10 protein-coding genes are annotated in these 15,425 nt (G+C 58.7%); 7 read left to right on the top strand and 3 right to left on the bottom strand.

Features of this window, described 5'->3' with window-relative positions:
* Positions 1-14 precede the first annotated feature (14 nt).
* Entirely contained in the window at positions 15-2,435 is a 2,421-nt protein-coding gene (locus GR702_RS18365) for a TonB-dependent receptor (protein WP_237449800.1), read from the bottom strand.
* Between the two features lie 216 nt (positions 2,436-2,651).
* Here GR702_RS18365 and GR702_RS18360 point away from each other — a divergent pair, with 216 nt between their 5' ends.
* The 6 genes from GR702_RS18360 (at position 2,652) to GR702_RS18335 (ending at position 8,533) form a co-directional block, all read left to right on the top strand.
* Positions 2,652-4,499 (top strand): AMP-binding protein, encoded by a 1,848-nt coding sequence (locus GR702_RS18360; RefSeq protein ID WP_160987162.1) that lies wholly within the window; start codon positions 2,652-2,654, stop codon positions 4,497-4,499.
* Positions 4,499-5,758, top strand: coding sequence for a cytochrome P450 (locus GR702_RS18355; RefSeq protein ID WP_160987161.1), 1,260 nt, complete (start codon positions 4,499-4,501; stop codon positions 5,756-5,758). Before GR702_RS18360 ends, GR702_RS18355 begins: the two co-directional genes overlap by 1 nt.
* The gene (locus GR702_RS18350; protein WP_160987160.1) at positions 5,758-6,387 is read left to right on the top strand and encodes a glutathione S-transferase family protein; all 630 of its coding nucleotides are present in this window, start codon (positions 5,758-5,760) and stop codon (positions 6,385-6,387) included. The genes GR702_RS18355 and GR702_RS18350 overlap by 1 nt, the downstream gene beginning before the upstream one ends.
* A 49-nt stretch (positions 6,388-6,436) precedes the next feature.
* A complete protein-coding gene (locus GR702_RS18345) occupies positions 6,437-6,859 on the top strand; it encodes a PaaI family thioesterase (RefSeq protein WP_160987159.1) in 423 nt (140 codons plus the stop codon).
* Between the two features lie 68 nt (positions 6,860-6,927).
* On the top strand, positions 6,928-7,263 hold the full coding sequence (locus GR702_RS18340; RefSeq protein ID WP_160987158.1) for a PaaI family thioesterase: 336 nt from the start codon (positions 6,928-6,930) through the stop codon (positions 7,261-7,263).
* Positions 7,264-7,309: 46 nt separating this feature from the next.
* Entirely contained in the window at positions 7,310-8,533 is a 1,224-nt protein-coding gene (locus tag GR702_RS18335; protein WP_160987157.1) for an NAD(P)/FAD-dependent oxidoreductase, read from the top strand.
* Between the two features lie 257 nt (positions 8,534-8,790).
* Here the strand turns inward: GR702_RS18335 and mobF are convergent, their stop codons facing one another.
* Together mobF and GR702_RS18325 are read right to left on the bottom strand one after the other, a co-directional pair.
* Positions 8,791-12,222 carry a MobF family relaxase gene (mobF, locus tag GR702_RS18330; protein ID WP_160987156.1) on the bottom strand — a complete coding sequence of 1,144 codons (3,432 nt, stop codon included), beginning with the start codon at positions 12,220-12,222 and terminating at the stop codon, positions 8,791-8,793.
* A gap of 2 nt (positions 12,223-12,224) precedes the next feature.
* Positions 12,225-14,663, bottom strand: a complete 2,439-nt coding sequence (locus GR702_RS18325) for a type IV secretion system DNA-binding domain-containing protein (RefSeq protein ID WP_160987155.1) — start codon at positions 14,661-14,663, stop codon at positions 12,225-12,227.
* Positions 14,664-14,784: 121 nt separating this feature from the next.
* Between GR702_RS18325 and GR702_RS18320 the strand changes: the two genes are divergently transcribed.
* Entirely contained in the window at positions 14,785-15,018 is a 234-nt protein-coding gene (locus GR702_RS18320) for a hypothetical protein (RefSeq protein WP_160987154.1), read from the top strand.
* Positions 15,019-15,425: the final 407 nt, after the last annotated feature.

Here is a 15,425-nt window from a genome sequence, read left to right as displayed (position 1 = left end):
AGGACCTCGGTTCTTTAGTACTTGAAGGAAGCGACCAGTCCGTAAGTGCGGACCATGCCCGGCACTCGAATGGACGTATCGGTCAGGATGTCAGTGGCCGTGTAATAATTCTCATTGAAGAGATTTCGGCCGTACAACCCAATGCTCCACCGATCATCTTGGCGGTGCAGGGCGATGTTTGCATTGACGATCGTATAGGCTTTCACGTCGAATACCGGATCTTCGTCGAGCGATCCGACGGTCTTGCCCTGGTAATTGCCATTCGCGCCAAATCGGATCGCAAGGCTATCGTTGATGGGCATGTCGTATGAAACGAGTGCATTTAGCTGGTATTTTGGGGTGAAGGGAAATGCCGAACCTGCAAAGTCCTGGCTTTGGCCGAAGCGGTTGAAGCCGACGAATTCCGTAACCTTGGTGTGCGTGTAAGAGGCGCCGAACTTGAAAAGCAGGTCGCGTGTCGGCGAGATCGTGATGTCAGTCTCTGCCCCGTACACTTCCGATTTGGGGACGTTGACGATGCGGGTGAGCGAAACGAAGATCGGGTCGAGGATTTCGCCGAAGACCTGCTTGTCACGATAGTCGTAGAAGAAGCCAGCCGCGTTGAATTGCACCAACCGCCCGAGAAGCCCAAGCTTCACGCCCGCTTCATAGGCCGTCACCTTTTCCTGACGAGCAGGGACGAGCTGCGTTTCGACGTTGGCCGCCACGACTGGGAAGGCACCCGACTTGTATCCACGGCTTATCGATGCATATGCAAGTGTGCGACTGTTCGGCGTCCAGGTAACGGCAAGGCGGCCGGAAAGATTGTCCTGCTTGAGCTCACTGGAAACCAAACCGGTAGGGCCGGAGAAATCAGCCTTGTAGGTGAGGCATTCGTTGGGGCCAATTCCCGGGTTGGCGAATGGCCGACCGGTCCGCGCCGCCACGATCGCGGCAACCCCGGTGTTCCAGACAGGAGCGGTATTGTTGTCGTGATCGGCCGAGCAGCCTTTGAAATCCAGCTTGTCATCGGAGTAACGCAGGCCTGCGCTGATCTTGAACTGGTCCGAGATTGCCCAATCCGCGTTGGCGAAGGCGGAGAGAGAGCGGCTCACCTGGCTCGACAAGTTGCGGAACGTGTTGAAGCCATTGGCGATCTGTTCAGGCGTATAATCGGTTTGTGGGACGGTTCCGCCAAGAAATGCCAGAGTGTTGAGAATGGATGAATCGCGGTAGTAACCAATTTGGTTGTCACGAATTTTATCGCGCGAGTAGTATCCGCCCAAGACCCAGTTGACGGGGCCGGTGTCGCCAATGAGGCGCAACTCCTGCGAGAAGGAACGAATACGTCCGTCCGAGAGGTATTCGGATGGCTCGAAGGACGTGCCGTCCACGTCGTTCATATCATGACGCTTAACATCGGAGTACCCGGTAAGCGAAGTCAAGGTGAGCGCATCGTTCAGTTCGTAATCGATGCGTCCGGATGCAGACCAGAACCGGGAATCCGCCTTGTAGGCTGGCTTCCCTGGATAGCTGGGCCCCCAGCCAGCTTCTCCTGCCTTCCAGTTCGTGCGGACCTGATCGGCGAGGCCGGGTGCGGCGAATGGGGGAGAATCGGGATTGAAGGCCACGGCCTGAACCGCGATCGTATCCGAATTGTCTTCCCAATACGAAGCGCCCAGCGTCACTTTCAGTCTATCGGTCGGTTCCCATAGCAGCGAGATGCGGGTTCCGAGGCGGTCCTTTTCGCCGAGACGTTCTCCGGGAACGTCTACGTTGCGCTGCCACCCCTTATTGGAGTTGTCCCAGCGACCTGCGATGCGCACGCTCAACGTATCCGTAAGCGGTCCGCTGACGAATCCCTCGAAGTTGATCGTCTCGTAGTTGCCAACTTCCGCAGTGAGGCCAGCATGAAAATCGCGGGTAGGCTTGGCGGTAATATAGTTCACGAGGCCGCCAGTCGTATTGCGACCATAAAGCGTACCCTGCGGGCCCTTTAGAACTTCGACCCGCTCGATGTCATAGGACGGGCCGTTGCTCATGTACGGGTACGCATAGGCGACTTCGTCGATGTAAATTCCGACGGGCGAGGTCGAGGACAGGTTCGGCGTATTGAAGCCGATGCCGCGGACCGTATAAATTGGTGTGTTTGCACTCGACCGGCTGAAGTTAAAAGCTGGGACGAGCTGCGAGATGCCGGCGGTATCCGTGATACCCGCAGTGGCTAGCGCTTCGCCGCCAAACGCCTGAATCGAGAGAGGCACTTTGTTGATGCTTTCGGAACGACGTTGCGCAGTGACAACAATGTCGCCGAACCCAGTTTCGGCGGTTTGAGCGGAGACGCTTGGCTCCCCGGGAGCCACTGGCGTGCTTTCTTGTGCACGCGCCACTCCGTGAAACATGGCCATGGCGATCGCCGCGCATGAAACGCTAGTCCAGAACTTCCTATCAGGCATTTCCACCCCTTCTCCGTTTTAAACTCTGCAGGCCCGAACGACCTTGTTGTGCCCAGAGTTATAACGGGCGCGCGGTTGACACCCCCGCAAAAAGGACGGGTAATCACGGATGCGGGGAAAGTTTCAAAAACCTCTCCCATCCTTTTGGGTGGGCGGCAGCTATAGAAGTACCGGCAATGATCGGAACCGAAAGAACAGTTCTTCGGAGAGCGATATATGGCGCTGGATTCAGCATCGAGGCAAATTGGCACGACATTCGCGGGCACGGATGGCGGGGATTTGCCTGCGGTCAGCGTTTATGACGCGATTCGTCGACGTGCGATCCAGTTTCGCGAAAAAACAGCGGTCATTGATCTGGAGAGCGCAAGCCTGCATGCAGAGCCAAAGTCAGCGACATATGGAGAACTGCACCAGTCGATTGTGCGTGCAGCAAACCTCCTTCTCGATCTGGGCCTGCGCGAGGGCGACAGAATTCTCTACCTCGCACCCAATGGCTTGGCTGGTCTGACCGGCTTTTGGACTGCCCAGCTGATCGGTGTGGTTGTGCCGGTAAACCCGTTTCTGGATCTGGGGGCAATCGACCAGATCGCGCGGACAACGGGCGCGAAGGCTGTGATGTCGGCAGGCCCTTCGAGCGCTTGCGGCAGCTATAGCTTGGGCCGAGCTTTGGTATCCGGCAATCCTGAACTGGTCGCCCATCTGGTGCTGGGTGAAGACGCGGGCGATGGAACAATCGATCTGCTGGCGGCCTCGCAATCGATGCCCAACGTATTCCGTGGGCGTGAGCCCAACCTTGACGATATTGCCGCGTTTTTTCCTACGGGTGGAACGACCGGCGCACCAAAGGTAGCACGCCTTTCAAACCGTAACCTGCTTGTCGGCGCGTACAGCAGTGCCGTGGCGAGCAGTTTAGACGCTGAGCATGTGGTCCCTCTCGGGTTGCCGATGTTTCACGTTGGCGGCGGCGTCATTGCATCGACCCGAACCATAATGCTGGGCCAGACATTGGCGATTCTCACACCGGCCGGATTCAGAACACCCGAACTGACTGCGAATTTCTGGGGCCTTGCACAGCGCTTCGGCTTTACCCAGTTCATCTCCGTTCCGACCGTGTTTTCTGACCTGCTTGCAACTTATAGCGGTGGCGGGACAACCATCCGGCACTTTACGGCAGGGGCCAGCAAATTGCCGGCCAGCTTATGCAGGAATTACGAAAAGCAGTTCGGTCGAGGTATCCACGAAGGCTATGGGATGACCGAAACCGCTGGCTTTTGCTGCGTTAATCAATCTGACGCTCCCCCGCGGCCCGGAAGTGGCGGCACGGTCGCCCCCTTCTATCGCGTGAAAGTCGTGGAGCTGGACGCGCAGGGACGCTTCATCCGGGAATGCGGCACGGATGAGACCGGCAATATCGCTGTCGCCGGACCTGCGGTATTTCAAGGCTACATCGATCCCGCACAGGATGCTGAAAAGTTCATCACCGGCATGGATGATGGCCCATGGATCGATGCCGGAGATCTCGGGCGCTTCGACGCAGATGGCTATCTGTGGATTACCGGTCGAGAGAAGGACCTGATTATTCGCGGGGGTCATAACATCGATCCCGCTCCAATCGAGGAAGCGCTTCTGGATCATCCTGACATCGTTGATGCCGCAGCGGTCGGCATGCCGGATGCGCGGGTTGGTGAACTGCCGGTGGCGTTCGTACAGATTGCCGAGGGCGCGTCACTGGATGAGGCGGCGCTGCGCGCCTATTGCCTGGAGCGGCTGCCCGAGCGCGCCGGAACGCCGGTGCGTGTGTTCGCATTGGAGGCGCTCCCCCGAACGGCAATGAGAAAGATCTTTAAACCCGAATTGCGTAGGCTAGCCGCTGCGGCGGCTGTTGAGACCAAACTTGGAGAGCTCAGCCTTCCCGATGATGTGGAATGGCTGCTGATCAGCGATAGTCGCGGTTGTCTCACAGTTGAATTCCGGTGTTCATTCGCAGACCCCTTGCTGCATGGCCAGATCGAGGATCACATCGGCGCACTCAATCTTCCCGTTACATTCAGCGAGACACTATAATGACTGATTTGCTCACCCCGGAGTCGTTGGCGCGTCCCTCAACGTTTGCAAATCCGGACGCCGTGTACGACCTTTATTCGCGTTTGCGCCGCGAAAGCCCGCTTGCCAGAGCCGAACCCCGTGGCTACCGGCCGTTCTGGGTGATGACCCGTTACGAGGATATCGTCGCCGTCGAGCGGAACGCGGAGCTCTATGCCGCTGGCGAGCGAACAGTGCTGCTACCCGAGAAGGTAGAGGCTATCTATGAGGCAAAGTACGGGGATCGCAACGGCGTCAAGCCGCTGACTCACATGGACGGTGCGTATCACAGAGCGCATCGCAGCGTTACGATGGACTGGTTCGGAGCTAAAAACTTACGCAAGTTCGAGCCCACGATCGCTACGATTGCCAAGGAATTTGTCGACCGGATGGAGGATCTGGGCGGCGAATGCGACTTCTCGGCCGACGTGGCCTATTGGTTTCCGCTGCGGGTCGTCATGACTCTGATGGGAGTGCCGAAGGAGGACGAGGCTCACGTTCTCCGATTGACCCAGCGCCTGTTCAGCCCGGCAGACAAGGATCTTAAGACCCAGGCCGGCGAAAAGGTCGCTTCGGTGCCGGGGGTAAGCCGGGATGTTTTCGCCGAGTTTGGCGACTACTATCGTGATCTGACCGAGGATCGGCGCAAGAACCCGAGGGATGACATCATCTCCACGATTGCAAACGGGGTGGTGAACGGCTGTCCCATGGCCGAACGCGAAATGACTTCGTACTACGTCATCGCTTCCACCGCCGGCCATGACACTACCGCCGCTTCCATCGGCGGGGGGCTGCTCGGGCTGCTTCAGTCTCCCGACGAGATGGAGAAGCTCCGCGCGGATACCGGCCTGTTGGGGCTGGCTGCCGAAGAGTTCGTACGGTGGACTGCACCGGTTAAGCACTTCATGCGCACGCCAAAGGAAGACGTTGACTGGCATGGAACGACGGTCAAGGCAGGCGAGGCAATAATGCTTTGCTATCCATCAGCCTGCCGTGACGAAACGATCTTCCCGGATGGTGACAAGTTCCTGGTCGATCGCAAGAGCAATCCTGCACACTTGGCATTCGGGAATGGTCCGCATTTCTGTCTGGGCAAATTTCTTGCCACGATGGAAATCAAGGCGTTTTATGCGGAGTTGTTGCCTCGTTTGAAACACATCGAACTGGCCGGCGATCCGACTTACATAGAATCCACCTTCGTGAGCGGGCTCAAGACCCTTCCCGTCAGGGTGCGGTTCTGATGTCCGTGAACCCAAAGCTTTACCATAGCCCAAATTCGCGCTCCTTCCGCGTTCTTTGGGCACTGGAAGAAGTGGGCGTGCCCTATGATCTCGAACTGCTGGTTTTCCCGCCAAGGATTACTAAACCAACGTTCCTAGATGAGAACCCGCTCGGAACGGTGCCGCTTTTCATCGACGGTGATTTGCGGATGACCGAGTCCGCCGCGATCTGTCACTATCTCGGAGCGAAGCATGCTCCTGGTCGATTGGTTCCGGATACTGATGCGGCCACTTTCGGTACTTTTCTGAATTACCTGCACTTTGGTGAAGCCACCCTGACGTTTCCGCAGGCTATCGTGCTTCGGTACGGTCAGTTCGAAGAGGAGGGGCGAAGAAGCCCTCAAGTGGTTGCAGACTATAGCAAGTGGTTTCTGGCTCGTGCTCGCGGGATAGAGGCTTTCCTGAGCCGGGGAGCTTACGCTGCCGGAGCAGTGTTCACTATGGCGGATATCTCAGTCGGCTACGCAATAATGCTTGCCCGGCACACGGGTCTCTTCGATCAGTTGGCCATGCCGACGCAAGATTATTGGCGGCGCCTTGAGGCGCGACCGGCTTTTGCACGAGCTCTGTCTGTTCAAGTGATGCCATGATGTTCAGGTTGGACAGTATGCGTTTCGCAGTACGCTCGTTGTGGCGCCAATGATCGACAGAGAGGCGATAGAGGCCCGGCTTGCGCGGGGCCATAACGCAGCGCTTGGGGTGCGCTATAACGCGCATGGTAAAGATTGGTCGGAAATGGTGCTGGACTACGATCCGGAGCTTGCATCGGACTGGGCTGAAGGGCCGCTGGCGTCCGGCCCCATCATTGCAATGATGGATCTTGCCACGAGCTTTGCAGTATGGATCCGCAAAGGCAGTTTCACCAATCAGGCCACGCTGGACTTGCGTGTGGACTACATGCGTCCCGCCCGCTCTCATCGCCCCGTTTTTGGTAGAGGCGAATGCTATCACGTCACTCGAACCATCGCATTTGTGAGGGGTGTGGCATATCAGGACGATCACCATGACCCGCTCGCACACGTGGCGGGAACATTCATGTTTCTTGAAGGTCCAGCGTTGTGAGGCTGCCGCCATACGCCGATCGCCTCCAAGCGGTTATTGGCACCGAAGGTGGTCAGCAGTGTGTAGTGATGGAAGCTGGTGCGCACGTAACCGGGCGGCCCGGATTTCTTCATGGCGGCGCCATCGCCGGCCTGCTTGAGCTCGCCGCCTTTGTCGCGCTTCACGATGCCATTGGCTTGCCGGAGACCGTACGAGTCAAGCCAATCAACGTGACAGTCGATTTTCGACGAGGCGGGCGGCTGGTGAGCACAACCGCTCGAGGGCAGGTCCTTCGTCTTGGAAGGCGCATCGCCAATGTCGATGCTTCAGCGTTCCAACTTGGTTCGATGAGCCCGATTGCGGTAGCTCGCATGGTCTTCTTGATTGATACATCGACGCCTCAGTCTGGCGTGCGGCTGCCTTAGCAGGAGTTTCACTCTCAAAATGAATGGTTTTGAGGAGCTTTCGCAAATGTTTGCAGACGTCGTCATTGTGGGAGCGGGACATGGGGGAGCGCAATGCGCGCTCGCCTTGCGCCAGAACGGGTTCGCCGGAACCATCACCGTCATCGGCCGCGAGCCGGAGCATCCTTACGAGCGGCCGCCGCTTTCGAAGGAATACTTCGCGCGCGAGAAGACCTTCGATCGTCTCTACATCCGCCCGCCGACGTTCTGGGCCGAGAAGGAGGTGACCTTCAGGCTCTCCACCGAAGTCACCAAGGTGGACGCCGAGGCGAAGGAACTGACGCTCTCGAACGGCGCGACCTTCGGCTACGGCAAGCTGGTCTGGGCGACCGGCGGCGATCCGCGGCGCCTGTCCTGCGGCGGGGCCGATCTGGCAGGCGTCCATGCGGTTCGCACCCGTGAGGACTGCGACACGCTGATGGCCGAAGTCGATGCAGGGACGCGGAACATCGTCGTCATCGGCGGCGGCTACATCGGGCTCGAGGCGGCGGCGGTGCTGTCGAAGATGGGGCTGAACGTGGTCCTGCTCGAAGCCCTGCCGCGCGTGCTGGCGCGCGTCGCGGGCGAGGAACTGTCCGAATTCTACCAGAAGGAACACCGCGATCACGGCGTCGATCTGCGCACCGGCGTTGCGGTCGAATGCCTCGAAGGTGACGGACACCGCGTTACCGGCGTGAAGCTGGTCGACGGCGAGGTGATCCCCGCCGAGGCGGTGATCGTCGGCATCGGCATCGTCCCTGCCGTCGGCCCGCTGATCCTGGCGGGCGCCTCGGGCGCGAACGGCGTGGACGTGGACGAATTCTGCCGTACCTCGCTGCCGGACATCTATGCGATCGGCGACTGTGCCGCGTTCGCCTGCGACTATGCGGGCGGGACGGTGATGCGGGTGGAATCGGTGCAGAACGCCAACGACATGGCGACTTGCGTGGCCAAGGCGATCTGCGGTGACGAGAAGCCCTACAAGGCGTTCCCGTGGTTCTGGTCGAACCAGTATGATCTCAAGCTGCAGACCGCCGGGATCAACATGGGCTTCGACCAGACGGTGACGCGCGGGGACGTCGGCGGGCGCAGTTTCTCTGTGGTGTACCTGAAGGACGGCCGCGTGGTGGCGCTGGACTGTGTGAACATGGTCAAGGACTATGTGCAAGGCCGAAAGTTGGTGGAAGCCTGCTCATCGCCTGATCCAGTGAGATTGGCAGACCCGACGGTGGCATTGAAAGAATTAGTGTAATTTATCCGCTGCGATCCTATCTTCTTCGGCCCTGCTTTCACTCTCATCTGAAAGCCGGGCTGGATCACCAAAAGAGGAATAGAATGCTGATAAACCAGATGGTTACCGGCGAAATTTGGCGGACACCCTCTCCAGCATTGGCAACTGCCGGAAATGGCTGCTCGTAGAGGAGCCCTCGATAGTGGGAATGCTGCGAACATCGGACGCTCCATGATCGGCATTCGGCCATCCTAGATGCATTAAAATGCAATTTCTCATCATAGATCTAGTCCCAGTTTTTTTTCCGGCAGCCCCGGAATTTGGCCATCATCACGGCCAGGCATGGGCGGAATGCCGGTGAGGTCATCAACGGCGGTATCGACGATGCCGAGGCCATCACCCTCGAGGTGATCCAGCAGCGCTGGCCGGAGCGGATCGACATCGTCCTTGTCATGCGTGGGCGCAGGGGGGGCGTTCGCGCCGGAATCGTAGATTTGACCATCGCTGGTATCGACGGCGGAGTAGTCGGTTTCCGATGGTCCCATCGGCGGGAGATCATCCAGATCTATTAAATCGGGACCGGATAGGCCAATCTGGGTGGTCTCGGCTTCGCTTCGCCCTGCAGCTGCGTTCTCATTGCCATTGGCATTAGTCCCAGCGCCGCCGTCCTGTGCATCGGCTGCAGGCATAGGAGGCAGGTCGCTCAAATTCGCCTTGTCATCGCTGCCGGGACTGATCGGCAAGCCACCGCCAACCTTCTCGCCCTCGAACGCATCGAATGCGGCGGTAAGGGCGGCGTCTGCGGCCTCCTGCTTGGCATCGACACCATCAATGTCGAGCTTCCCTGCGCTTTCGAGTGCGGAGGTCTTGTCGCCGGGATTGGAGTTCAGGCGCCATTCCAGCTTCTGGCGATCGTCGACTATCATGGTGAGGGCGTCGCGCACACGAGTTACGAGGACGTTGAAAAGGCGCTGGTTCGAGAGGTTATGCTCATAGGAGAGCATCACGCCGATCCCCCTATCGGCCGTGACGCCTTGAGCCATATGCATATTCAGGGCGTAGGCGAGGCCGATCCTACTGAGCATCGGATCACCGCGCTCCAGTGTCAGGCGCTCGTTACTCGCGGTTTCGACGGTGACGCTTCCCCCCTCGATGAAGACGATCTTTGCCAGTGCGGCATTGTCCAGACCGCGATCCTTGTCGTTGGTGGTCCAGCGGATTGTATCGCCCTCATAAATTCTGAGCGTTTCGAGGTTGGAGAGTTCGAGACGGCTACGGGTGATGCTGGGATCGATTTTCTGGGGATCGAAGCGCAGGTTGCGCCCGTTGGGGCCCGTCAGTTGGACCTTGCCGTTGTCGAAGATGCGGCTGACCTGATACTGCCCGCGCCCCAGCCCGACTTCACGGATTTGCCCCGTCACCGTCAGGGTCTGGCCGACGGTATAATGATGGGCATAGCGCAGCTGCTCGCGCTCTTTGCTGACCCGGTCATGGACAGTGACGTCCAGGCCGTGGCCCTTCAAAGTACCCTCCTGACGCAAACCTTCCTGAATTTCGGTATTGATCTCGGAACGTCCCTCTCGCCCCGAAACGAAGACAGCCGTAATAGCCCGTTCCTCTGCAGAGAGGGCTAACCATGTCTCGGCCGCCTGCTTCGCCGGTTCGGAATGTTCACTGACATTATCGCCCAGCACTTTCAGTGCAGCACCGGCCCGGCCAGTGTTGGCAAGCGCCGCTACGGTTAGGAGTTGCTTGTTGTCTGGATTGATTCGCACGTTCTGATCCATGCGCGCCATGGTGATCCCGCCGGCCTGTACCATGGCAAAGGATTTGCCCGCGTCGATTGAGGATAGCTGTTGGCGGTCGCCGACGAAGGCGACCTTCTCGATGCCGAGAGCTTCGGTGATGCGCATCAGCTTGAGCATATCCTCGCTGGAAACCATGGAAGTTTCGTCGACGACGACAATCGTGCCGGCCAGTTCGTCCCGCCGCTGCTGCGCCCCCGGACTGCTCGGGTCGCTGAGGAATTTCTCATTCTGCCAGACGAATGACGCGATGGTCTGCGCCGACACCCCCGCCTTTTCCATATCCTCGGCCGAAAGGTGCTTGGGCACCATGCCCTCGCGCATGTCGCCGACCATCTTGTTCTGGAAGGCGATGCCGAGGACTTGCTTGCCCTCATCGCGCGCGACCGCCGCGACAGTCTGCAGCATGGTGGATTTACCGGCGCCGGCGACGCCCTGGACGACGACGTAACGATCCTCACTCGAGACGATCATGGTTGCGACCGCGAGTTGCCCTTGATTCAGTTCTCGGGGCGCTGCGGCCTCCTGAAGCCGCGATGGGGCAATGGCGGCATCGACGATCGGTATGCTTTTGCCATTACCGGCTTCGACGTGATCGAGAATGGATTGCTCGACCTTCAAGGACTCAGGTGTGGTGACAGCGTCAACCATCTGACCCTTGTGTTGGATCTGACCTGAAACGAGGTTGCCATTCTTGATGAGCTGATCAATCCGCGCTTCGACATTGTCGATCGTGACGCCCTTGAGGCCAAGATCGAGAGCCGTCTTGGAAACCTGATGGACCTGAAAAGCGGCTTCACGCTGGCTGAGAATGCGAACGGCCGAGGCAACGGCGAGTTGGGCACGGGCATCGCCAGGCGAGCGGGCCAGACGCGCAATGCCGGCATCGACCAGTGGTTCCGGGGACCGCAGAAGGCCGGAGACAAATTCGCGCGCGGTGATCACCACCTCGAGCATGGCCTTGTAGCCACGGACGGCGAGGTTTTCCGGTTGATCGCGGGAGGCGCGCAAAGCGGTGGCAAGGACGTCCTTACCGTCGAAGCCGAGAGTTTCTGCTCGATCGACCCACCCTTTGACCATGCTTTCACGGTCTTCGACGTTCAGCTTGGGGTCGCGCGTATTAACGGTGACGCTGTCGCGGCCCTTGGGGGACACGATCCCGAGCTGCTCGGACTTCAATAGGATCTCTTCGCGGCGGGTGCTGAAGGCGTCGATCACCTCCTTGGGCACATCGACAATCTCGAAAGTTCCGTGCTTGCCGTCGAGGCGAACCTTATAGCCCAATTCCTCCACCCTACCGCGAAGGTAGGAATGCTGGACCGAGCCGATGACGGTGTTGTTAGACCAGATTTTGTCGGCGTGGAGCGCCTGCCATTTGCCGTCTGGCATGCGTGTCATGTTGGCGACGATCGAATGGTAATGGAGCTGGGGATCGAGCGCCCGGCTCGTGTCGTGCTGGAACATGGCATATACCAGGTTTCCAGTCGCAACGGCGGTGGTCTTGCCGTCGACCGTCTTGCGACCTTCGGCGAGGTTCCGTTCGACCCAGGCCATGGTATCCTTGACGGATAATGCGAACGCTTCCACGAGCCGCTTGTCACCGGCAATGTAGGCCATGATCGACACAGATTTTGGCGCCGAGAAGGTCAGGTCGTAGCCCGGTCTACGGTTCTCCTTCGCCTCAATCTGTTCGCCAGTGGGCGTCTCACCCAAAAGAACCTTCTCGAACGCTTCGCGGGTGACAGCGGAGCCATCGGCGATCGCGCTGCCGGCAAGGCCATCACCACCCCATTGACTTACCTCTCCTGCCTGCTCGTTGGTGTAGTAATCCCCGGCAACGAAATCGTCGTTGGTAAAGTATTTGGCGGCACCACCAGCGGAACGAACTGCTGCGATGGAGTGCATCGTCAGTCCCCCATCCCGATGCCGGAATCACCAAGATCGGGATGATCGTGGTGATGGCTCTGGGATGCATCGGTGCTAACGCCTGCGTCCCGAGCTTCGCGCACGCCAAGATCCTCATCCAAGGGGTTGCTCGAAGCGCGAGAAACCTCAACGTCCCTGTGTGATGATCGCGAGGCGACCTCTTGGTCATCGCGACTGGAAACCGCGTAGTTGGTACGAATGCCTGAGCGCTCTGGTGTGTCGAGACCGTTATGGTCGACTGCATCCCCCTTGGCCGCATCGCCTCTGGTGGTTGCGGAATGGCTTGCACCAGGGTCCATGCGATCAAGGGCTTCACGCGCACTGGGATCGCGTCCCTCCTGCGCTTCGCGATCCTGTTCCGAAGGTTGCGAAAGGATGTTGGCGGCAAGCGCGATCGGCGCATCTCGCGCCGCCATTTCCTCGTCGCTAAGCGCGATATTTTCACCACGCCCACCGTCATCACCACCCTTCGGCTTACCCCCACCTCCGCAAACCTTGCTGTCTGGATCGTCCGGCTTGGTCGGAGGTCGCCGAATGAAACCTTCTGCGACCTGCGGGTATTGCTGCCATTGCAGACGGACGCGCGCCGCGGGGAAACCGTCAGGGAATTTCACGAAGCCGTGCATCGAGGGCAGGTTCATGATATCGTCGGGTATGACGAGTGGTTCGATCTGCTTGCGAGGCGTCAGCGTCGATGCGTCGCGAGTGGAATTGTAGCCGTAGGAATAGCCCTCATCCATCTGGCGAATTTCGCGATTGCCGATGTAGCGGGCGCACTGCTCGGCCGTGTCGAGATCGGCCGCGGCGAGCATCAGCTTGGTACGCGCGAGCGAGGACAAGTTGCGGGCGTTTTCTTCGCCGTAGACCTGCACCAGCTTATCGAAGGAGTGAAGGCCAAGGATCATGGCACCGCCGAAGTTTCGCGCAGTCTGGAGGCCGTCTTCGATGGCAGGCAGACGGTGCAAAGCGCCCAGCTCGTCGAACATGAACCATGTCCGCAGTGAGCGGGTCTTTTTCATGGTCATGAGCGAGTGGATGGCAAGGTTCGACCACAAGGTCAGGAGCGCCTTGTTCATCTCGAGGTCGGTATAGGTGCAAGTGATGAAAAGGATCGATCCGGGGGCCTTGTCGGCTGTGATCCACTGCTTGATAGAGTAGGGCTTACCCTCGTCGGGAAGGAAGCGTAACGCCTGTGCATTGGTGTTGAAAACCGCACGGATCGATTCCGCCATGCGGGCCGCTTCCGGTGCGGTCAGAGGGTCGGCAATCGTCTTCTGCAGGTGCCTGTGGACCTGCTTGAGGTCGGCGGTCATCAAGTTGTCTGCGAGCGCCTGGTTGGAGGTCTCTCCCCTTTCGATCAGCTTCATGCACATTTCGATGAAGAGGGTACGCGCTGCGAGGGCCCAGAACGGTTCCGACGAGCCGCCATCGGAGGGTATTAGCGCGGCGGCGGCGGCCGTGAACTCACTGTAGGTTTGGCAATCATTGAAGATCGACCACGCCGGGCAGCGCACGTCCATGGGATTGAGGATCGTATCTCTCTCGGGGTCGTAGAACGCCTCGACGTAAGCGCCGGTAAGATCGAACACGACGGCATTGTCTTCGCGCTCACGCATTTGTTCCAGATGCTTGCGAAGGACAGTAGTCTTGCCGGTGCCGGTGGTGCCCAGCAGCATGGTGTGGGATTGCTCGAGCCGGTGCGGGTAGGGTATGCTGGCGATGTGGTAGGGGTGGTGTATTCCAGCTGCCTTGCGAGCCGCGAAGGGCAGGGCGAGAACTTCCTTCGGTGACAGGTCCGGGAAGAGGTCTTTGGCTTCGTCGACGAACTTGGTTTGGTTATGCTGGCTGATCTCCTTGTAGAGCAGATCCCGGTCCACCAGCATGGCACCGCGTTCGTGGCGTTCTTCCATGATCGAGCCGCCCCGGCGACGGGAGAAATCAACGTACCAGATGGACGCCGGGATGGTCGCGAAGGAGGCGATGAGAGCCGAGCCGATAATGCCACGCATCGCCTTGTGCCAGGCGAGAGCGACTTCGGGCACATAGGGGACGTATCCCATGAATGTGTGCCGCACGGTATGGTCGGGAAGCTGCAGGTTAGCCTGCTTCATGGGATCAAGGGCACACCAGTCCCAAAGCCACGACAGAACGCGCATGCAGATGAGCTGGAAGTTGTTCTCGTCGAGCGTGAACGAGAGGATCGTGAAGTAGGAGAGGGCAAACATTCCGAGCCACATGAGGAAGGGCATTTTCGCGCCCTGCAGCCACATGATGACCTGGGTGTTGAGCAACTGGCTTCCACGCACGAAATTGCCGTTGTTACGGGGAGTGTCACCGCGCGCGGAATGATGTTTGAGAGGGACGGGCCGACCGTCGTCGCGAATGTCTTCGCGGTCTTTTTTTCCGTCTTTACGCGCCATGATAGCGCTCCATGCGACGGGTCGTTTCCTCTAGGACGAGTTTCCGATGATCGGGGTGATCTTCGCGCAGGATCGTGTCGACGGCAGCCTGTGTGTACTCGCACACTCGCGCTAGTCGAAGGTGGCTGGCATCATTGAGTACACCGCCATCCAGGTGGCGTTTGACTATGAACCTTACGAGATCGGCAAAGGATCTGTCTTGGTCGGCAGCGATCGCGTCGAGCCGGTCAAGATCGTGTTTGTCGAACCTTACGGATCGCTGGGTACTTCTCATTTTGAAACCATCCTCTCGAATGAGGGGATGGTGGGCTTTTGCGGAAAGCGGTCCTTTGCTATTCGCAATCCCTACGGATAGCAAGTTTATTTAGTCGCTAAAAGACCATGTAATCCCATGTAATCCCAACTAAGTTATTGAGATAACAGTTAAATGGCGGTGGGAGTGAATGAGATTACATATGGGAGTGATTGGGACTACATTAAGTAATGCCGTAAACAATTGTTTTAGCGCCATAATCCTGCAACCACGTTGCGTAGGGTGTGCTACTGTAGCTGACATATCGTTGTTGGAGCCTCGGTCTGTTCCATCGTTCGTCTGGTGCGGATATGATTCCGGTTTCCGGGGGGCACCGGGCCGCCGTGAGGCGGAAACGCCGGAGGGAATAGAGCGCTTCGCGCGGGTGAAATGGGCCAGATGGCGCATGTTTTCTCCGTGGGTGAGGGGGCGATTTAGAAGGGCTGTCGCAGGGGAGTACGTCGCGGGTT

This window comes from Novosphingobium silvae (genome assembly GCF_009856825.1).
Classification (GTDB): Bacteria; Pseudomonadota; Alphaproteobacteria; order Sphingomonadales; family Sphingomonadaceae; genus Novosphingobium; species Novosphingobium silvae.
Note: the sequence above shows the minus strand (reverse complement) of the source record. Positions and strands in the feature narration are given on the sequence as shown.